We start from the raw sequence: 18704 nt of genomic DNA on the forward strand, positions 1-18704 counted from the left end.
GAAACGTTGGTGTCGACTGAATTAAATAACGGGCTGCTGGAAGAGATCCTGTCGCAGGTGCGGCCATTGATTGGACAAGGCAAAGTGGCGGATTATATTCCCGCGCTGGCGACCGTTTCACCCGACAATCTGGGCATCGCGGTCTGCACCGTCGACGGCCAGCAGTTTTACGCCGGTGACGCCCAGACCCAGTTTTCAATCCAGTCTATCTCCAAGGTGTTAAGCCTCACGCTGGCGATGAGCCGCTACGAAGAGCACGAGATTTGGCAGCGCTGTGGCAAAGAGCCTTCCGGCCAGCCGTTTAACTCGCTGGTGCAGCTTGAGCTGGAGAAGGGCAAGCCGCGTAATCCGTTTATCAACCCGGGCGCGCTGGTGATTTGCGACATGCTGCAAAGCCGTCTCGCCGCACCAAAACAGCGTATGCTGGAAGTCGTGCGCCAGCTTTCCGGCGAGCAGGAGATTCATTACGATCAGCTGGTGGCCCGCTCCGAATTCGAACATTCCGATCGTAACGCCGCGATTGCCTATCTGATGAAATCGTTTGGCAATTTCGAAAATGACGTGCTCACCGTGCTGCAAACTTATTTCAACTACTGTTCGCTCAAGATGAGCTGCTGCGAGCTGGCGCGCACCTTCCTTTATCTGGTCAACAAAGGCCTGCCGCCGGGCAGTGACGAACCGCTGATCGAGCCGGGTCAGGCGCGCCACATCAACGCGCTGATGGTGACCAGCGGCATGTATGACGGCGCCGGCGAATTTGCCTATCGCGTCGGCATGCCGGGCAAGTCTGGCGTGGGCGGCGGAATTATCGCGGTGGTGCCGGAAGAGATGTGCATCGCCGTCTGGTCGCCCGAGCTTGATGCCGCAGGGAACTCTTTGGCAGGAACCGCTGCCTTAGAACTACTGGCGCAACGAATCGGCCGTTCAATATTTTAATCACGCGTCAGCAGCCAGCTCGGCATTTGCCCGCTGCCTGTCAGACTCAAGGGAGAAAACATGTTAGCAAAAACGGGATTGAAACACGGCCTGATTGGCCTGCTTGCTCTGACTGCGCTACAGGCTCACGCCGAGTTCCAATGCAGCGTCAAGCCGAAGGATGACGTGGTTATCAAACCTGAAACCGTGCAGGTAGTGGGCGCCAGCGGCAATCTGCTGATCACGCCAAACGGCGACCTGAGCCAGAACGGCAAACAGGTGTCGCTGACGGCCAAACAGCGTCAGGAGGCGATTGATTATCAGGCCGCCTTGCGCCGCGATCTGCCCTGGATCGATCAAGGTTCCAAAGCGCATCTTGAAAAAGCGCGCGTGGCGATGGACGGCGTTATCGTCAAGCAGCTTGGCCGCGACAGCAACGTGCGCAACCGTCTGACTACGCTCGACGGGCAGTTAAAGCAGCAGATGAACCGTATTATCGAGCATCGCCCCGACGGCCTGGTTTTCCATCATCAGGCTATCGATCAGGTTCAGCAGGACGGCCAGCGTTTGGTTGAGCAAACCATGGGCGGCGTGATGCAGGACAGCATGAACGAAATGGGCTCGCGCCAACTTGCCAGCGGCGGCAATCCGTTGCAGGCGATGATGGGCAATCTGGGTGGTTTGCAGCAGGCGGTGCAGGCAGAATGGAAGCAGCAGCAGGGCGAATTTGAAAACTTCGGCCACAGCGTCTGTAATCGTGTGACCTCGCTGGAACAGCAACGCCGCGAACTGCTGGCTGATATTAAATAAGCGGTGAGTACGAATTTTTCCGCACGACGTAGTTTTGTTAACTAGACATAGTTTTGCCAGCTAGCTAGCTAACAATTTCCCCCGCTGATGAACGGCGGGGGCGATTTTCTGTTAAAAGCTATTTTGCAAAAACTAATCCGCCAAAAACAGTTCCAGCAGCGAGTTGAGGAACAGTTTTCCTTTCTCTGTAATCTGCCAGTGCGTGGCCGTTTCGACCATGTATTCTTTGGCGATCGCTTCATCTATTTGCGCGCGCACGCTGGACTCTTCGAGACCGGTGTAGATAGCAAACTCTTCACGCGGCGCGGCTTCGAGCAGGCGGAAGCGGTTCATAAAGAACTCGAACGGCAGCTCCTTACTCTCGACTTCGTGCTGTTTGTCCATGTAGCGACCCTGCATGTAGCCACGCGGATGCTTGACCTTCACGGTGCGCAGAATGCGGCCATCGGGCTGCGTCAGCTTGCCGTGTGCGCCACAGCCTACGCCGAGATAGTCACCGAAACGCCAGTAGTTCAGGTTGTGCTGACACTGGTAACCCGGTTTGGCGTAAGCCGAGGTTTCATACTGTTGATAATCGGCGGCGGTCAGCAGCTTGTCACCCTGCTCGAAAATATCCCACAGCGCGTCGTCATCGGGCAGTACCGGCGTTTTATAGGCAAACATCGTGTTTGGCTCGATAGTCAGCTGATACCACGACAGGTGCGGCGGATTCAGTGCGATCGCCTGACGTAGGTCATCAAGGGCTTCTTCCAGCGTCTGATTCGGCAGGCCGTGCATCAGGTCGAGGTTGAAACTGCGCAGGCCCAAATTGGTCGCGAGGTGCGCCGCGCGCATGGCTTCGTCAGGGCCGTGAATTCGCCCTAAACGCTCGAGCTTTTCAGCGCTGAAACTCTGCACGCCGATAGAAATACGGTTCACACCGGCACGCTGATAGCCACTGAAACGGTCGGCTTCGACAGTCCCCGGATTCGCTTCCATGGTGATTTCCGCCGTCGGCGAAACGGGCAGGCGCGCGCGAACGCCGTCGAGCAGGTTTTGCATCGCTTCGCTGCTCAGCAGGCTCGGCGTGCCGCCACCGATGAAAATCGTTTCGACGGTACGTCCCGCCGTCAGATGCAGATCGGCATCGAGATCGGCCAGCAGGTGCGCCACATAATCGTCGTGCGGCACCTCGCCCTTGAGCGCGTGCGAGTTAAAATCGCAGTAAGGACATTTCTGTACGCACCATGGAATATGCAGGTAAAGGCTTAACGGAGGCAGCTTACGCATTCTTCTGGGCAGCCTCGGACATCGCCTTGAACAGCTTGGCCAACGCCAGACCACGGTGGGAAACCGCGCTTTTTTCTTCGCGCGTCAGCTCTGCGGCCGTCTTGCCAAGCGACGGAACATAGAAGATAGGATCGTAACCGAAACCGCCTTCGCCAGACATCTCACGGGTGATTTCACCGGCCCAGCTGCCGTGACACACCAACGGCGTTGGGTCTTCGGCGTGGCGCAGGTAAACCAGTACGCAGTGAAACTGTGCCTGACGCTGGCCGTCGGGTACGTCTTTCAGTGCTTCAAGCAGCTTGTCGAGATTACGCTGATCGGTCGCGCCTTCGCCGGAATAGCGCGCAGAGTAAATACCCGGCGCACCGCCGAGATAATCAACCGCCAGACCCGAGTCATCGGCCACGGCAGGCAGACCGGTGATTTGCGCCGCGTGACGGGCTTTCAGAATCGCGTTTTCGATAAAGGTCAGGCCGGTTTCGTCCGCGTCGTCAACGCCAAGCTCGGTTTGCGCGACCACATCGAGTCCGAAGTCAGCGAGTAAATGCGCGAGCTCACGCACTTTTCCGGGATTGCCGGTGGCCAGTACAACTTTTTGCATGTCTACTTCCTGCATGTTTACTTCATGATATATAGAAAAATTTACGCCACGGCAGGAGAGTGCTCCCGTCCGTGGCGTATTCGCAAGTCTGGATTACAACAGGAACCAGAGCTCGCCTAACAAATCCATGCCGAGATAGTTCAGCATATAAAGAATAAGGATGACGATCATTGCCGAGAAATCGATGCCGCCCATCGCCGGAAGAATACGGCGGATTGGCGCCATTAGCGGCTCGGTCAGTTGCATCAATACATAATCCATTGCGCCGCGACCCTGACTTACCCAGCTCATTAATGAGCGGATAATGATAAGCCAGAACACCAGATAACCGGCGGATTTGACCAACGCTATCAATCCAAACAACAGGTTATACGGACTGAGCGAGATACCGCCGCCCTGAATCAGCAGCAGTAACGGATATTTAATGGTCATCAACAAGAAAGCCAGCAGCAGCGACGCGCTGTCGATCGGGCCGAGCGGCGGGATGATTCTGCGCAGCGGCCCAATAATCGGCTGGGTTATTTTAACAACAAATTGCGAGAAGGGATTATAAAAATCGGTTCTCGCCCACTGCATCCAGATGCGTAAAAGTAAAACCATGACGTAGAGGTCAATCAGTGTCTTGACCAGAAAAGTCAACGTGAGCATAAATAACCTTATTCTTGTGATAGTGGATTCGAGGCAATGCCTTGAACCTGCGGAACTTTATTTCTAGAACGTCTCTAGTTCCAACTCTTGTTTAAATTTTTTTACTCAACGACACAGCTTGGAGCAACAGCCCGCCGCAGCAGGCTTGCCCTGAAAAATTAAAACTGTTTTTCCATTTCCTGCGCGCGCGCCACGGCTGCCTGCATCGCTTCTGCCACGATAGCAGTCAGGTCGCGTTCGTTGAATACATTCAATGCTGCGAAGGTCGTGCCGCCTTTTGAGGTGACATTTTCACGCAGCGTCGAGAGTGGCGTTTCTGGGTTCGCTTCTACGAGTGCCGCCGCGCCGCTGGCCGCCTGCTGAACTAAAAGACGCGCGTTGTCGGCGCTAAGACCCTGACGCTGAGCCTCCTGCTGCATCGCTTCCATAAACAGGAAGAAGTAGGCCGGGGCGCTACCTGCCGCCGCGATGACCTGATTGATGCCCGCTTCGGTTTCGACCCAGCATACCTTGCCGACCGCCGTCATCAGCTCGCTGCTGAAATCGCGATCTTGCTGTGAAACCTGCTGCGGCGCGAACAGTCCGCTCATGCCTTTACCGACTAAAGAAGGGGTATTTGGCATGATGCGCACGATTTTGAGATTGTCGCCAAGCAGCGCGTAGAAACGCTCGACGCTGACGCCCGCCGCAATCGACAAGACTAACTTGCTGCTAAAATCGACCTGCTGTTGCAATTCGCTGCAAACGTCGGCCATCAGCTGAGGTTTAACGGCTAAAACCACCACCTCTGCTTCTTGCGCGCTGGCAATATTGTCTTCGCTACTGCGCGTGCCATATTTTTCTTTCAGCGCATCACGATTTTTGGTGGAAGGCGCGCAGACGGTAATTTTATCCGCCGGATAGCCGCTGGAGACCAGACCCGCGATTATCGCGCCCGCCATATTACCTGCACCAATAAATGTTATGTTCCTATGTTGCATCGTAACTTTGCTCCTTGGTCAAGTTTTGTTAAAGGTGAGATTATTTTGAATAATCTCGAGCGCCGAAGATAGCGGTGCCGATTCGGACCATCGTGCTGCCCGCCGCGATAGCCGCGGGCATGTCATCCGTCATGCCCATCGACAGCGTATCGACCTCGGGATACTGCTGTTTAAGCTGCTCGAAAGCCTCGGTCATCTGGCGGAACACGGCCAGCTGACGTTCATACTCATTTTCTGGCGCGGGAATGGCCATCAAACCGCGCAGCTTGAGGCGCGGCATTTTAGCAATCTCGGCGGCAAGCGTGGAGACCTGATCCAGCGTGATGCCTGATTTGCTGTTTTCATCGCTGATATTGACCTGAATCAGCACCTGCAAAGGCGGCATGGCTTCCGGACGCTGCTCGTTAAGCCGCTGAGCGATTTTCAGGCGGTCAATAGTGTGACACCAGCTGAAATTCTCGGCAACCAGACGGCTTTTATTCGACTGCAACGGGCCGATAAAGTGCCACACCAGCGCGGCCGGATGTTCGGCAAAGGCGGCAACCTTCTCGACACCTTCCTGCACATAGTTTTCACCAAAGGCCAGTTGCCCGGCGGCGATCGCTTCTTCGATAGTGCTCGCAGGTTTTGTTTTGCTGACTGCAAGCAACGTCACTTCTTCTGGAGAACGCTCGCAAAGGGCGACAGAAGAGGCGATACGCTCCCTGACTTGCTGTAGATTTTCCGCAATAGATGAATGCTGACGTTGGTTCATATTGGCTCAGGAGTGTTTCAAATGGATATCAGTGGTTTTGTAGAGCTTAGTGTAAAGCAAAATGCCTCGGATCTGCACCTTTGTACCGGACAGGTGCCGATGTTGCGTATTAATGGCGAGCTGGTTACGGGTCAATGCGCCATTCCTGTCACCCATCGGCAGCTGATTGAATTAAGCGAAAGCTGGCTGGACGATGAAGCGTTAAAAGCGTTGCAACAGCAGGGACAGGCGGACGCGGCGGTGACCTTATCAGGCGGCAGGCGGGTGCGCGTCAATTTTTTTCGCCAGTTTGCTGGCCTGTCGTTGGCGCTGCGGCCGCTGCCAGAACGTTGTCCGATGCTCGACACCTTACAGGCTCCCACTATTTTGCGTGCGCTGTGCGAACAGGAAGATGGCCTGATTTTGATTACCGGCGCGACCGGCAGCGGCAAGTCGACCACGCTTGCGGCGATGATCGGCCATCTCAACCAGACCCGCACGCGGCACATTATCACGTTGGAAGATCCGATTGAATTTTTGCACAGCAGCCAGCGTTGTTTAATTCAACAGCGTGAGCTGGGCACGCATACGCCGTCGTTTTCGCAGGCCATAAAAGCGGCGCTGCGTGAAGATCCCGACGTGTTGCTGCTCGGCGAACTGCGGGACAGCGAAAGTATTCGCCTGGCTTTGACGGCAGCAGAAACGGGTCATCTGGTGTTGGCAACGCTGCACGCGCGCCACGCGTCACAGGCGGTAGATAGGCTGGTGGACGTGTTTCCCGCCGACGAAAAGGCGTTTGTTCGCGCGCAGCTGGCGGGCAGCCTGCGAGGTATTCTGGCGCAAAAGCTGGTGCTGGATAAAAATGGGGGCAGGGTAGGACTCTATGAAATGCTGATCACCACGCCGGCGGTGTGCAATTTAATTCGCGAGGGGAAAACGCATCAGCTGCAAGACAGTCTGCAAACCGGCGGTGAGGCCGGAATGCAAACTTTCGAGCAAAGCAGGCAGCAGCGGATTAGCGCAGGACTGCTCGCAGGCTGAATAATCTGCGGATTAGGGCTTGTTCCACTGATTTTCAAACCAGCTTTCGAGGATGATTACGGCGGACGCGGCATCGACGCTGCCCTTGTCGAGCGCGCGAAAACCGCCGCGTTCGAACAGATCGGCGCGTGCTTCGACGGTGCTTAAACGCTCGTCGTGCAGCTCAACCTGCACACCGAATCTGCCGTGCAGGCGATTGGCAAACTTGCGGGCGCGGGCGGTGAGCGGCTGCTCGGTGCCGTCCATATTTAACGGCAAGCCTACAACCACCAAATCGGGCTGCCACTCTTTAAGCAGTTTCTCGATTTTTTGCCAGTCGGGCGTGCCGTCCTGCGCCTTGAAAGAAGCCAAAGGTCGAGCCGTGCCGGTGACCTCCTGGCCAATAGCCAGCCCGATGCTCTTGGTGCCGAAGTCAAAGGCAAACAGCGTGCGATTACCCATTACGCATGACCTGCGTGGGTAGCTAACTGGCTGATTTCAATGCCCATAATTTTGGCGGCTTCACGCCAGCGATCGGCGATAGGGGTTCTGAAAATAATATCGCAGCTCGCTTCGATGGTCAGCCAGCTGTTGTTGAGCAGCTCCTGCTCCAGCTGACCCTGCTCCCAGGCGGCATAGCCCAGCGCAACCAGCACGTCTTTTGGCTGGTCCGGCGTGCCCAGAGTTTCAAGCACGTCTTTTGAGGTGGTGATCATCGTCTGGTCGGAAATCTGGATGCTCGAGCCAAAGCCCTGACGCGGCGTATGCAGAATAAAACCGCGATCGTCAGCCAGCGGGCCACCCGCAAAGACCGGGCGATCCAGATTTATGCTGGGGTCACGCGGCGTCGGGTCGATATCGAGTTTATCAAGCACGTTTTTGACGGTGAAGTCATCGACGAGCTTGTTGATCACCAGACCCATGGCGCCTTCGTCATTGTGTTCGCACACGTAAACAACGGAACGCTTGAACATGGGTTCTTCCAGTCCCGGCATCGCGATCAAAAAATGATGCTGTAAATTCATCTTGGGTGTCCATCCGTTATCTTTCGCGCCGTAGCTGCGTTGGCCGCCTTCGCTCGCCCTAGTCACTTACTTGTGTAAGCTCCTAGGGTCTTACTCAGTTGCCGCCTTGCTACGACACGAAATCTAATAGATTTTGAAAAAGTAATGGATTTTGAAAACAGTAATGAATCTTGATAACAGTTATGGATTTTGAAGACAGTTATGGATTTTGAAAACGGTAAAAGATTTTGAAAACAGTAATGGATTTTGAAAACATTACTGTTTCTAAATCGGTCAATCAGCGTGCTGCTAAACGTGCTTCGATAGCGTCCATCAGCATGCCGGTGATGGAGATATCCGGGAATGCGGCTTCGATTTCACGCACGCAGGTCGGGCTGGTGACGTTAATTTCGGTCAGGCGATCGCCGATGATGTCCAAGCCGACAAAGATCAGGCCTTTTTTCTTCAACGTTGGCGCGACGGTGCGGGCGATTGCCCAATCGCTTTCGCTCAACGGACGCGCTTCACCGCGACCACCGGCGGCGAGGTTGCCACGGGTTTCGCCCTGCGAAGGTATACGCGCGAGGCAATAAGGCACCGGTTCGCCGTCGACGACGAGCACACGTTTATCACCGTCTTTGATGGCAGGCAGATAATTCTGCGCCATGCAGTAACGGCTGCCGTGCTCGGTCAGCGTTTCGATAACCACAGAGACGTTGGCATCTTCAGGTTTCAGACGGAAGATGGATGCGCCGCCCATGCCGTCGAGCGGCTTGAGGATCACGTCATTGTGCTCTTTATAGAAAGACTTCAGCTGGGTCGCGTTGCGGGTCACCAAGGTGTCCGGCGTCAGTTCAGGGAACCAGGCGGTGAACAGCTTTTCGTTACAGTCGCGCAGGCTCTGCGGCTTGTTGACGATAAGCGTGCCTTTCTCTTCTGCGCGCTCGAGAATATAGGTCGCGTAGATGAATTCGGTGTCGAACGGCGGATCTTTACGCATCAGGATCACATCGAGATCCTGCAGGGCGATGTCTTGCTCGTCGCCAAACTGATACCAGCTCTCGTAATCCTGCTTAACCAGCAATTTACGGGTTTGAGCACGGCCTTCGCCGCCGCGCAGATACAGAGAGTTCATCTCCATATAATGCAGTTCATAGCCGCGACGCTGGGCTTCCAGCAACATGGCGAAGCTGGTGTCTTTCTTGATATTGATGGAAGAAATCGGGTCCATCACGATGCCAAGCTTAATCATCTTCTCTCCTTTAAGGCCTGCTTCTAGCCCAGATCGCCAAAACGCACCTGAAGGGCGGTGATGGCGGTGAGCGCGGTAGTTTCAGTGCGTAGAACACGCGGTCCCAACAGGATATCAGTAAATCCGTAGCCCGTGGTCATTGCAATTTCTTCGGCGGAAAGGCCGCCCTCGGGGCCAATCAGCAAACGGACTCGCTCAACCGGCAGCGGCAAGGTGTTGATACTGTGGCTGGCGCGCGGATGCAGGTTCAATTTCAGGCTGTCGTCCTGCTCGGCGCACCACTGCTCCAGCGGCATGGCTTCGCGTATTTCGGGCACGCGATTACGTCCGCACTGTTCACAGGCGGCGATGGCAATCTTCTGCCACTGCTGAAGCTTTTTGGCCAAACGTTCGCCGTCGAGCTTCACGCCGCAGCGATCGGAAAACAGCGGAGTAATCGTGTTAACGCCCAGCTCGATGGATTTTTGAATGGTAAATTCCATCTTCTCGCCACGAGAAATGACCTGGCCGAGATGCAGATGCAGCGGCGACTCATTGTCAGCCAGCTCGGCATCACCCACCTGTACGCGTACGCTTTTCTTGTCGACGTGGCTCAGGCTGGCTTCAAATACCTGATTGGAGCCGTCGAACAGCTGAATAAGCTGCCCCGGCTGCATGCGCAGCACGCGGCCCACGTGGTTGGCGGCGTCTTCGCAAAGCGCAATCTCGGAATGGGCGCGTAGAAGCTCTGGATGATAAATGCGGGGGATGCGCATAGACGACTGTAATCCTATTATAAAAAAACAGCGCACTCGGCGCTGTTGAAAGACAGAGTGTTAAAAGGCCAAGTACGCGTAACAAGTTTTTATAAACCGAAAGCTTTTATAAACCGAAAGCTTTTATGGGCCGCCAGCTTTAATAAACCAAAAGCGCTATGGGCCGATATAGTAGGTTAGCTTTTTCCCTACTTGCAAGCCTGCTGTACATAGTTGTTGTGATTGCCCTGCACGGCCGCAATGCGGTTATCGCGCTCGCACTCCCACGGGCTGACCGGATACATCTTGTCCCACGCGGTAAACAGTTGCGTCTGCTGGCGCGAAAGGTTCAGGTGATACTGGTCGCGCATATAGAAATAGGTGCGGGCAATCGCGCCGCGCGCACGGACCGGCGGCTCGGCGACCTTGTTCTTGAAATCGACTTTCATCTCGCAGCGGCCATATTGACCCGCCGGAATGTTGGCGATGCCGTACTGGAAGTTGTTGCGGTCGCCGTTCACTTCGCCGATCGACGGTTGCAGGTTATGCAGGTCGGTTTCCATCTGGCGATAGGTCGCGTCTTTATTACAGTTTTTTCTGCCGCCGTCTTGCCAGCACATGTGTTGATGGCCAAATTCCCAGGCAGGAACGACGTGCTCCCATTCAATGCGGCCGGCGCGCTGGGCGTTTTTACGCGGCGTGTAGCCACAGGATTGCAGGTCTGGCGTGCCTTTCTTGCCCGTCCAGCTCACCTTGCAACCGCAATAAAAGGTCGGTGCATCGTGGTTGATTTTGACTGCCGCCGCTTTCGCCTGAGTGAAATTATTAATTTTGATGTGATCGTAAGGTTCAGCGAAAGCATTAAACGAAGAGAACGTGATAACAGAGATCAACAGCAGAAGCGTGCGGGACAGTGTGCGCGACATGGTCTAATCAACTCGATGGCTTAAAAGAGGCAGGTTAGCGGATGTACGGGGCGCTATCAATGAGAGATTAAGCTTTTTTAACGAGTAAGTTAACGCGGTAACGCGCGCCACGTCTGGCTTTAAGCAAGATTGCGCCTCATGACTTAGCCCGTTTTAAAGCGCAGCAGCGTCTTGCAGTAACTACAGCGATATTCCGCCTCTTTGCGCATCACTTTATTGTGGCGGCGCACGGTCAGCTGGTGGTCGCGGCATTGGCAAATATAGGGATAGGTTTTGCTCTGCACTGAGGCCACGGTAAATTGATGGGTTCGACTGGCGGGCACGCCTAAAACGGACTCCATCATCCAGCGCCACTCTTTGCCGTGCGGCGGAACGGCAGCACCAAAATGACGATAAACCAGCAGGTGCGCGAGCTCGTGCGGCACCACTTCATCGACGAACGGCTGCTGATTTTCGAGCAGCAGCACCGGATTAAGCCGTATCTGCCAGTATTGCAGATACGCCGTGCCCGCGCTGGTGCCGCGCTGCTGATAGTTGATTTCAGGTTCGGGATAAGAGGCGTTCAGCTTCTGGTTGGCGAGCTGAAGTTTTTCGCGCATACAGCGCATGACCGCCTGCTGTAAGGCTATCGGGATTCTGGTGCTTTTCATGTCTTAAAGCATAAATCTGCGACGGGGGAAGACGCAAGTTAAAAGCCGACGCGGCTCGACGATAGGCAAAAAAAAGGCGCTCAGTGAGCGCCTTTCGAGACATACGGAAATGAGCATCATGCAAAAGCAGGAATTATTCGCCGATGTTTTTCAGTTTCTTGCCGCTCATCAGGTTACGTTCGATGTGCTCAAGAGAAACGCCTTTGGTTTCTGGAATCAGCGCCAGCGTGATGAAGATAAACACCACGTTCAGGCCGCCATAAACCCAGAAGGTGTTGGCGTTGCCGAGGCTGTCCAGCATGGTCAGGAAGGTTGCGCCGACGATCATGTTGGCAATCCAGTTGGTCGCGGTGGAAACCGTAATCCCGAAATCGCGGCCTTTCAGCGGCTGAATTTCTGAACACAGTACCCAAATCAGCGGACCTGCACTCATCGCAAAACCAACGATAAACATCAGCAGCATAGCGATGGAGAAGTATTTCGCGCCCATCGATTCCACGCCAATGTGCAGCATGGTGCCCAGCACGCCCATACCGACGGCCATTACCATGAAGCCCAGGATCAGCGTCGGTTTACGGCCCCAGCGGTCAACCAGACCGATAGCGATAAAGGTCGCCAGCACGTTGACCAGACCCACGATCACGGTGCCCCACATCTGCTCTGAATTGCTGGCAAAGCCCGCAAGACCAAAGATTTTAGGCGCGTAATACATGATGACGTTCATACCCGTAAACTGCTGCATTACCTGTAGCAGGATGCCGAGGTAAACGGCACGACGGAAGTTTTTGTTATTGGTAAACAGTGACCAGCCGCCCTGTTTTACCTTCAGGCTTTCACGAATTTCGTTAAGCTCGTTTTTCGCCTGCTCGCTGGTATCACGCAGTTTTTCGAGCACGCGACGCGCTTTCTCATCGTTACCACGTGCCGCCAACCAGCGCGGACTGTCTGGCAGGAAGAAGACGCCAACCAGCAGCAGCAGGGCAGGGATGGTGATCACGCCCAGCATCCAGCGCCATGAACCGGTGTAGCTGAAGCCGGTATCAGAGAGATAAGCGGCCAAAATACCGATGGTAATCATCAGCTGATACATCGAAATCATGCTGCCGCGAATCTTCTCGGGAGCAATTTCAGACAGGTAAAGTGGCGCTGTATAAGAGGCCACGCCCACCGCCAGACCCAGCAACACGCGCGCGATAATCAGCACTTCGGTGTTAGGCGCTAAAGCAGAAGCCAGTGAGCCGATAACAAACAGCACGGCACCAATCATCAGGCTGTATTTACGACCAATGCGGAAGTTCATCCAGCCGCTGCCGACAGCACCGACCGCCGCGCCGAACATCATCGAGCTGACCACCCATTCCTGCTGGTGGTTGGTGATTTGGAAATCATGACTGATAAAAGGTAGTGCCCCTGCAATCACCCCAATGTCCAGACCGAAAAGCAGTCCGGCCAGTGCGGCGAGAAAACAGACAAAAAAGGTCACGCTCTTGTTGGAGCGCTTCTCTGCCTTATAAGACGTTGAGATACTCATCCTGCCTCCGAAAAAATGGCTATAGTTCTTTTAATCGTAAATTCTGCTATTCACTGCGTCGATTTTCTAACTTTTGTACGCGGAATACTTTGCTCGCTATGTTATGTGCGCACGCCTCTCCAAAAAGTGCGCCAGATCACAGAGTTGTAATCGCTTACACTTCTTGTTGCATAAAATAACGAGTCATGGCGAGCTTTTGTAAGACTTTGTTATGACGGGCGCGTTAGCGTTATAGATTACTAGTCTAAGTCTTGATTTAAATCAATCAATTGTTACTGATGCATTGCTTGCTTTAATCGTAATTACCTCATTATTAAGCAGATATATTCTGTAACCGTTTTCATTTCAGGAAGATTCCGGTTTTAGCTTGCTGAATAATAGCGATAAAAAAACCCCGCCGGTGAGGGCAGGGTTCGTTTTAAGAATTATTCGCTACTCGACAGGATTGATTACAGTCCAGCCGCTTCACGCAGCTGAGCTGCTTTGTCGGTTTTTTCCCAAGGGAAATGTTCGCGACCGAAGTGACCGTAGGCAGCCGTTTCTTTGTAGATTGGGTGCAGCAGGTCAAGCATCTGAATCAGGCCGTATGGACGCAGGTCGAAGAACTCGCGAACCAGCAGAGTCAGCTGCTCGGTAGAAACTTTTTCGGTACCGAAGGTTTCAACCATGATAGAGGTCGGTTCTGCCACGCCGATTGCGTAGGAAACCTGAATCTCGCAGCGATCGGCCAGACCGGCAGCCACGATGTTTTTCGCCACATAACGCGCAGCGTAAGCCGCTGAACGGTCAACTTTTGAAGGATCTTTACCGGAGAATGCACCGCCGCCGTGACGCGCCATGCCGCCGTAGGTATCAACGATGATTTTGCGACCGGTCAAACCACAGTCACCCATTGGTCCGCCGATAACGAAACGGCCAGTCGGGTTGATGTGATATTTGGTCGACGCATTCAGCCATTCGGTAGGCAGAACCGGCTTGATTATCTCTTCCATCACCGCTTCTTGCAGGTCTTTCTGGCTAATCTCTTCAGAGTGCTGAGTGGACAGCACAACCGCGTCGATACCGACGATTTTACCGTCGTCATACTGGAAAGTGATCTGGCTTTTTGCGTCCGGACGCAGCCACGGCAGTGAACCTGATTTACGCACAGCAGCCTGCTGTTGCACCAAACGGTGAGCGTAAGTCACTGGCGCTGGCATCAGCACGTCGGTTTCGTTGGTTGCATAACCAAACATCAGACCCTGGTCGCCGGCACCTTGCTCGAGCGGATCGCTGCGGTCAACACCCTGATTAATATCAGGAGATTGCTTACCAATAGCGCTCAACACGGCACAGGAGTTGGCGTCGAAGCCCATTTCTGAGTTGACGTAACCAATCTCGCGGATGGTGTTACGGGTGATCTCTTCGATATCAACCCAGGCGCTGGTGGTCACTTCGCCGCCAACCAGAACCATGCCTGTTTTGACGTAAGTTTCACACGCGACGCGTGCTTTCGGGTCTTGTTCTAAAATCGCGTCGAGAACGGCATCAGAGATTTGGTCTGCGATTTTGTCTGGATGTCCTTCTGAAACAGATTCGGACGTAAAGAGGTGTTTAGCCATTATCTTCTTTACCTTTCATACGACGGTTAGAGATTGCCGCCAAGCTAGGCAGCATGAAAAAGGACAGATTTGAAGCCCATCCGTGAAGCCGTTTGACGGTTTGCAAAATAGACGGATTAACATCTGGACGTCTATTTTAGGACAGCTTATAAGGTGATTGCCAGCCCTTTTTTTCTGCAAGCGTGTTCATTTAGTGCCTTACAGGCGTGACATTCACTGACAGAAACGGTTTTTGGCTCACTTTCATTTTGCATTTGCCCAGTCTTAGCGGTATAAACGCCTCCGCGCCGCACTATTTCTCCAGTTAGTGATTAATCAGCGTATTCCAGTAATTACTGTTCTCTTTATGGCCGATTTGGCCGGATGTCCGTTTGCTCTGCACGACATCTGTGGAGGTGGTTAGGTTAATGACCCACTTTTTACCGCTTGTTACATTTAAGCCGCATCTTCAGCACACGCATGTCCTCTCTGCGTACCGCCACTGTGAAAAAATTCTGATTTCCCCCAAGCTTTTTCCCGACTCGTTCCACCGAGTCTGACAACGTGCTTTACAATTACATGAGCGATCAATTTGTTCCGAGCGTGAGACGACCGGTTTCTGCCCGCCGTTTATCAGCTTTGTCCGAGTTGTTCTCACCTGTTGTTACTGCGATAGTGGCTGGCCATGCTGTCAGTGTAGAAAAGGGTATTAACTATGTCTGATGACATGCATTCCCACCGTCCGTCTCATGCGGGCGACAGTGTTTCTTTGCGCTCCATGCAGGAGGTTGCCGTGAACGACCGTGATGCCAGCAAAATGCTGCGTACTTACAACGTTGCCTATTGGGGCAACAACTATTATGACGTCAATGAGCTTGGCCACATTAGCGTATGTCCCGATCCGGACGTACCGTCGGCCCGCGTAGACTTGGCGCAACTGGTGAAAGACATGCGCGAGCAGGACGGTCAACGTCTGCCGGCGCTGTTCTGTTTCCCGCAAATTCTTCAGCACCGTCTGCGCTCGATTAACGCCGCGTTCAAACGCGCGCGCGAATCTTTCGGCTATAACGGTGACTATTTCCTGGTTTATCCGATCAAGGTAAACCAGCATCGCCGCGTGATTGAATCGCTGGTCGAATCCGGCGAGCCGCTGGGTCTTGAAGCTGGTTCAAAAGCCGAGCTGATGGCGGTTCTGGCCCACGCGGGCATGACCCGTTCGGTTATCGTTTGTAACGGCTATAAAGACCGTGAATACATTCGACTGGCGCTGATCGGCGAGAAGCTGGGTCACAAGGTTTATCTGGTCATCGAAAAAATGACCGAGATCAAGCTGGTGCTGGAAGAGGCCGAGCGCCTGAACGTGATCCCGCGTCTGGGCGTGCGTGCGCGCCTGTCTTCGCAGGGTTCGGGCAAATGGCAGTCGAGCGGCGGCGAAAAGTCCAAATTTGGTCTGGCCGCGGCGCAAGTGTTGCAGCTGGTAGAAATGCTGCGTGCCGCCGATCGCCTCGACAGCCTGCAACTGCTGCACTTCCACCTCGGTTCGCAGCTCTCCAACATTCGTGACATCTCCACCGGCGTGCGTGAATCGGCACGTTTTTATGTCGAGCTGCACAAGCTTGGCGTAAATATTCAGTGCTTCGACGTCGGCGGCGGTTTGGGTGTCGATTACGAAGGCACGCGTTCGCAGTCTGACTGCTCGGTCAACTATGGCCTGAACGAATACGCCAACAACGTGATTTGGGGTATCGGCGACGCGTGTAATGAACACGGTTTGCCACATCCGACGGTGATTACCGAATCGGGTCGCGCCGTGACTGCGCACCACACGGTGCTGGTTTCCAACGTGATTGGCGTCGAGCGCAACGAATTCACTCCACCGGTTGCCCCTGCCGATGACGCCCCGCGCGCCCTGGCTAGCCTGTGGGATACCTGGAATGAAATGCACGACCCGGAAAACCGTCGCTCGCTGCGTGAGTGGCTGCACGACTGCCAGATGGACCTGCACGACGTTCACTCGCAATATGCGCACGGTATTCTGGATCTGACTCAGCGCGCCTGGGCCGAAGAAATTTATCTGAACATCTGTAACGTGATTCAGAAACAGCTCGACCCGAGCAACCGCGCGCACCGCCCGATTATCGACGAGCTGCAAGAGCGTATGGCCGACAAGCTTTACGTCAACTTCTCGCTGTTCCAGTCGATGCCGGATGCGTGGGGTATCGATCAGCTGTTCCCGGTACTGCCGCTGGAAGGCCTCGACAAACCGCCGGTTGGCCGCGCCGTGCTGCTCGACATCACCTGCGACTCCGACGGCACTATCGATCACTACATCGATGGCGACGGCGTGACCACCACCATGCCAATGCCGCCGTACGACCCTGAAAATCCGCCGGCGCTGGGCTTCTTTATGGTCGGTGCCTATCAGGAAATTCTGGGCAACATGCACAACCTGTTCGGCGATACCGCGGCGGTTGACGTGTTTGTCTTCCCTGATGGCAGCGTTGAAGTGCAGCAGTCCGACGAGGGCGATACCGTCGCCGACATGCTGGAATACGTGCAGCTTGACCCGAATGTCTTGCTGACCCGCTTCCGCGATCAGGTGAAACAGACTGACCTTGATAATGATCTGCAGGCGCAGTTTATCGAAGAGTTTGAAAGCGGCCTGTACGGTTATACCTATCTTGAAGATGAATAACTGAATACCAACAGTTCAGAAACGTGTAGATCAAGAGCCTCGCAGCGCCATGAATGCCTGCGAGGCTTTCATAAAAGGAAAAGTTATGAGCACTTTGGGGCATAAATTCGATAACTCGCTGGTTTCCAACGCCTTTGGATTCCTGCGATTTCCAGTAAATTTCGAACCTTACGATAGCGACGCCGAGTGGGTTATCACCGGTATTCCTTTCGATATGGCGACCTCGGGTCGTTCAGGTTCGCGTCTAGGCCCGGCGGCAATCCGTCAGGTTTCGGTCAATCTGGCGTGGGAAGGCAAACGCTGGCCGTGGGATTTCGACCTGCGCGAGCGTCTGAAAGTCGTGGACTGCGGCGATGTCGTGTTTGATTTCGGCGACGCACAAAGTCTGATCGATAACCTCGAAGAGCACGCCGATCGCCTGCTGGCGGCCGGTAAACGCATGCTCTCCTTCGGCGGCGACCACTTTGTAACGCTGCCGCTGCTGCGCGCGCATCACCGTAAATTTGGTAAAATGGCGCTGGTGCATTTCGACGCCCACACCGATACCTATTCCAACGGCAGCAAATTCGACCACGGCACCATGTTCTATCATGCGCCGAAAGAAGGGCTGATTTCCGCCGAGAATTCGGTGCAGATTGGTATCCGTACCGAATTCGACAAAGATCTGGGCTTCACCGTGCTCGACGCGGCGCAGGTTAACGATCGCACCGTGGATGATATTTTGGCGCAGGTTAAGCAGATCGTTGGCGATTTGCCGGTGTATCTGAGCTTCGACATTGACTGTCTGGATCCCGCGCACGCGCCGGGTACGGGCACGCCAGTGATTGGCGGCCTGACGTCCGATCGCGCGTTGAAACTGGTACGGGGTCTGAAAAATCTGAATCTTGATATCGTCGGCATGGACATTGTTGAAGTCGCGCCATCCTACGATCAGTCAGAAATCACGGCGTTGGCGGCGGCTACCTTGGCGCTGGAAATGCTGCACGTGCAGGCGGACAAGAAGGGCGCGTAAGCCTTTTATCCGATTGAACGTTTAATCAAGCCCGGCGATGCCGGGTTTTTTTATTTTTTTCTAATGCGACCGAACGGCAAATAACATCTCCTTATAAGCTCTGTGCCATGATTGGTTTTTATCAGCGGGGGCGATATAGTTGGGAAGACTAAAAACTCTATGCCCTCTGCGCCGCTTTCCCAAAGTGTGTTCCTTGCCGTAATAGAGATTGCCGTTTTAATCCGTAGTTTGAGAAAATGAATTTTTCGACTGCTTTTTTAATCCGACCTGGAGTAGAACATGTCCTCTCGTAAAGAGCTTGCGAACGCTATCCGCGCACTCAGCATGGACGCCGTGCAGAAAGC

Annotated in this window: 19 protein-coding genes; 6 read left to right on the forward strand and 13 right to left on the reverse strand. The window is 54.2% G+C overall.

The window, feature by feature from the left end:
• The first annotated feature begins 9 nt into the window (after positions 1 to 9).
• Positions 10 to 936 (forward strand): glutaminase B, encoded by a 927-nt coding sequence (gene glsB / locus SC206_RS07720; protein WP_332735791.1) that lies wholly within the window; start codon positions 10 to 12, stop codon positions 934 to 936.
• A gap of 60 nt (positions 937 to 996) precedes the next feature.
• Positions 997 to 1725, forward strand: coding sequence for a DUF2884 domain-containing protein (locus tag SC206_RS07725; protein ID WP_332735793.1), 729 nt, complete (start codon positions 997 to 999; stop codon positions 1723 to 1725).
• 132 nt (positions 1726 to 1857) lie between these two features.
• Here the strand turns inward: SC206_RS07725 and hemW are convergent, their stop codons facing one another.
• The 5 genes from hemW to SC206_RS07750 all read right to left on the reverse strand — a co-directional run bounded on the left by hemW (position 1858) and on the right by SC206_RS07750 (position 5977).
• Entirely contained in the window at positions 1858 to 2994 is a 1137-nt protein-coding gene (gene hemW, locus SC206_RS07730; protein ID WP_332735795.1) for a radical SAM family heme chaperone HemW, read from the reverse strand.
• Entirely contained in the window at positions 2987 to 3595 is a 609-nt protein-coding gene (locus tag SC206_RS07735; protein ID WP_332735797.1) for an XTP/dITP diphosphatase, read from the reverse strand. The genes hemW and SC206_RS07735 overlap by 8 nt, the downstream gene beginning before the upstream one ends.
• 93 nt (positions 3596 to 3688) lie before the next feature.
• The gene (locus SC206_RS07740) at positions 3689 to 4243 is read right to left on the reverse strand and encodes a YggT family protein (protein WP_332735799.1); all 555 of its coding nucleotides are present in this window, start codon (positions 4241 to 4243) and stop codon (positions 3689 to 3691) included.
• Positions 4244 to 4401: 158 nt separating this feature from the next.
• Entirely contained in the window at positions 4402 to 5223 is an 822-nt protein-coding gene (gene proC, locus SC206_RS07745) for a pyrroline-5-carboxylate reductase (RefSeq protein ID WP_332735801.1), read from the reverse strand.
• Between the two features lie 40 nt (positions 5224 to 5263).
• Entirely contained in the window at positions 5264 to 5977 is a 714-nt protein-coding gene (locus SC206_RS07750) for a YggS family pyridoxal phosphate-dependent enzyme (RefSeq protein ID WP_332735803.1), read from the reverse strand.
• Between the two features lie 21 nt (positions 5978 to 5998).
• On the opposite strand from SC206_RS07750, the gene SC206_RS07755 reads away from it, so the two are divergent.
• Positions 5999 to 6997 carry a type IV pilus twitching motility protein PilT gene (locus SC206_RS07755; protein ID WP_332735806.1) on the forward strand — a complete coding sequence of 333 codons (999 nt, stop codon included), beginning with the start codon at positions 5999 to 6001 and terminating at the stop codon, positions 6995 to 6997.
• A gap of 12 nt (positions 6998 to 7009) precedes the next feature.
• Here the strand turns inward: SC206_RS07755 and ruvX are convergent, their stop codons facing one another.
• The 8 genes from ruvX to metK all read right to left on the reverse strand — a co-directional run bounded on the left by ruvX (position 7010) and on the right by metK (position 14674).
• The gene (gene ruvX / locus SC206_RS07760; RefSeq protein ID WP_332735808.1) at positions 7010 to 7438 is read right to left on the reverse strand and encodes a Holliday junction resolvase RuvX; all 429 of its coding nucleotides are present in this window, start codon (positions 7436 to 7438) and stop codon (positions 7010 to 7012) included.
• On the reverse strand, positions 7438 to 8001 hold the full coding sequence (locus SC206_RS07765; protein WP_332735849.1) for a YqgE/AlgH family protein: 564 nt from the start codon (positions 7999 to 8001) through the stop codon (positions 7438 to 7440). The genes ruvX and SC206_RS07765 overlap by 1 nt, the downstream gene beginning before the upstream one ends.
• Before the next feature lie 277 nt (positions 8002 to 8278).
• Positions 8279 to 9232: a glutathione synthase gene (gshB, locus tag SC206_RS07770; RefSeq protein WP_332735810.1), complete on the reverse strand. Its 954-nt coding sequence runs from the start codon at positions 9230 to 9232 to the stop codon at positions 8279 to 8281.
• 23 nt (positions 9233 to 9255) lie between these two features.
• On the reverse strand, positions 9256 to 9987 hold the full coding sequence (gene rsmE / locus SC206_RS07775) for a 16S rRNA (uracil(1498)-N(3))-methyltransferase (RefSeq protein ID WP_332735812.1): 732 nt from the start codon (positions 9985 to 9987) through the stop codon (positions 9256 to 9258).
• A gap of 188 nt (positions 9988 to 10175) precedes the next feature.
• Positions 10176 to 10892 (reverse strand): deoxyribonuclease I, encoded by a 717-nt coding sequence (endA, locus tag SC206_RS07780; protein WP_332735814.1) that lies wholly within the window; start codon positions 10890 to 10892, stop codon positions 10176 to 10178.
• A 143-nt stretch (positions 10893 to 11035) separates the two neighbouring features.
• Positions 11036 to 11542 carry a SprT family zinc-dependent metalloprotease gene (locus tag SC206_RS07785; protein ID WP_332735817.1) on the reverse strand — a complete coding sequence of 169 codons (507 nt, stop codon included), beginning with the start codon at positions 11540 to 11542 and terminating at the stop codon, positions 11036 to 11038.
• 133 nt (positions 11543 to 11675) lie between these two features.
• Positions 11676 to 13073 carry a sugar porter family MFS transporter gene (locus SC206_RS07790; protein WP_332735819.1) on the reverse strand — a complete coding sequence of 466 codons (1398 nt, stop codon included), beginning with the start codon at positions 13071 to 13073 and terminating at the stop codon, positions 11676 to 11678.
• Between the two features lie 449 nt (positions 13074 to 13522).
• Positions 13523 to 14674, reverse strand: coding sequence for a methionine adenosyltransferase (metK, locus tag SC206_RS07795; protein ID WP_045049202.1), 1152 nt, complete (start codon positions 14672 to 14674; stop codon positions 13523 to 13525).
• 694 nt (positions 14675 to 15368) lie between these two features.
• Here metK and speA point away from each other — a divergent pair.
• The 3 genes from speA to SC206_RS22075 all read left to right on the forward strand — a co-directional run.
• Positions 15369 to 17348 (forward strand): biosynthetic arginine decarboxylase, encoded by a 1980-nt coding sequence (gene speA, locus SC206_RS07800; protein ID WP_332735822.1) that lies wholly within the window; start codon positions 15369 to 15371, stop codon positions 17346 to 17348.
• 85 nt (positions 17349 to 17433) lie between these two features.
• Positions 17434 to 18360, forward strand: coding sequence for an agmatinase (gene speB / locus SC206_RS07805; RefSeq protein ID WP_332735824.1), 927 nt, complete (start codon positions 17434 to 17436; stop codon positions 18358 to 18360).
• Positions 18361 to 18639: 279 nt separating this feature from the next.
• Positions 18640 to 18704 (forward strand): hypothetical protein (locus SC206_RS22075; protein ID WP_373417573.1); only part of this gene is annotated, 65 nt, incomplete at its 3' end.

It is taken from the genome of Rouxiella sp. T17 (assembly GCF_036663475.1).
GTDB lineage: Bacteria > Pseudomonadota > Gammaproteobacteria > Enterobacterales > Enterobacteriaceae > Rouxiella.

What these genes read in the sequence shown, in the direction of transcription:
- SC206_RS07725 (WP_332735793.1), top strand. Translation starts at nt 997, where the DNA reads ATGTTAGCAAAAACGGGATTGAAACACGGCCTGATTGGCCTGCTTGCT.
- hemW (WP_332735795.1), bottom strand. Translation starts at nt 2,994, where the DNA reads ATGCGTAAGCTGCCTCCGTTAAGCCTTTACCTGCATATTCCATGGTGC.
- SC206_RS07735 (WP_332735797.1), bottom strand. Translation starts at nt 3,595, where the DNA reads ATGCAAAAAGTTGTACTGGCCACCGGCAATCCCGGAAAAGTGCGTGAG.
- SC206_RS07740 (WP_332735799.1), bottom strand. Translation starts at nt 4,243, where the DNA reads ATGCTCACGTTGACTTTTCTGGTCAAGACACTGATTGACCTCTACGTC.
- proC (WP_332735801.1), bottom strand. Translation starts at nt 5,223, where the DNA reads ATGCAACATAGGAACATAACATTTATTGGTGCAGGTAATATGGCGGGC.
- SC206_RS07750 (WP_332735803.1), bottom strand. Translation starts at nt 5,977, where the DNA reads ATGAACCAACGTCAGCATTCATCTATTGCGGAAAATCTACAGCAAGTC.
- SC206_RS07755 (WP_332735806.1), top strand. Translation starts at nt 5,999, where the DNA reads ATGGATATCAGTGGTTTTGTAGAGCTTAGTGTAAAGCAAAATGCCTCG.
- ruvX (WP_332735808.1), bottom strand. Translation starts at nt 7,438, where the DNA reads ATGGGTAATCGCACGCTGTTTGCCTTTGACTTCGGCACCAAGAGCATC.
- SC206_RS07765 (WP_332735849.1), bottom strand. Translation starts at nt 8,001, where the DNA reads ATGAATTTACAGCATCATTTTTTGATCGCGATGCCGGGACTGGAAGAA.
- gshB (WP_332735810.1), bottom strand. Translation starts at nt 9,232, where the DNA reads ATGATTAAGCTTGGCATCGTGATGGACCCGATTTCTTCCATCAATATC.
- rsmE (WP_332735812.1), bottom strand. Translation starts at nt 9,987, where the DNA reads ATGCGCATCCCCCGCATTTATCATCCAGAGCTTCTACGCGCCCATTCC.
- endA (WP_332735814.1), bottom strand. Translation starts at nt 10,892, where the DNA reads ATGTCGCGCACACTGTCCCGCACGCTTCTGCTGTTGATCTCTGTTATC.
- SC206_RS07785 (WP_332735817.1), bottom strand. Translation starts at nt 11,542, where the DNA reads ATGAAAAGCACCAGAATCCCGATAGCCTTACAGCAGGCGGTCATGCGC.
- SC206_RS07790 (WP_332735819.1), bottom strand. Translation starts at nt 13,073, where the DNA reads ATGAGTATCTCAACGTCTTATAAGGCAGAGAAGCGCTCCAACAAGAGC.
- metK (WP_045049202.1), bottom strand. Translation starts at nt 14,674, where the DNA reads ATGGCTAAACACCTCTTTACGTCCGAATCTGTTTCAGAAGGACATCCA.
- speA (WP_332735822.1), top strand. Translation starts at nt 15,369, where the DNA reads ATGTCTGATGACATGCATTCCCACCGTCCGTCTCATGCGGGCGACAGT.
- speB (WP_332735824.1), top strand. Translation starts at nt 17,434, where the DNA reads ATGAGCACTTTGGGGCATAAATTCGATAACTCGCTGGTTTCCAACGCC.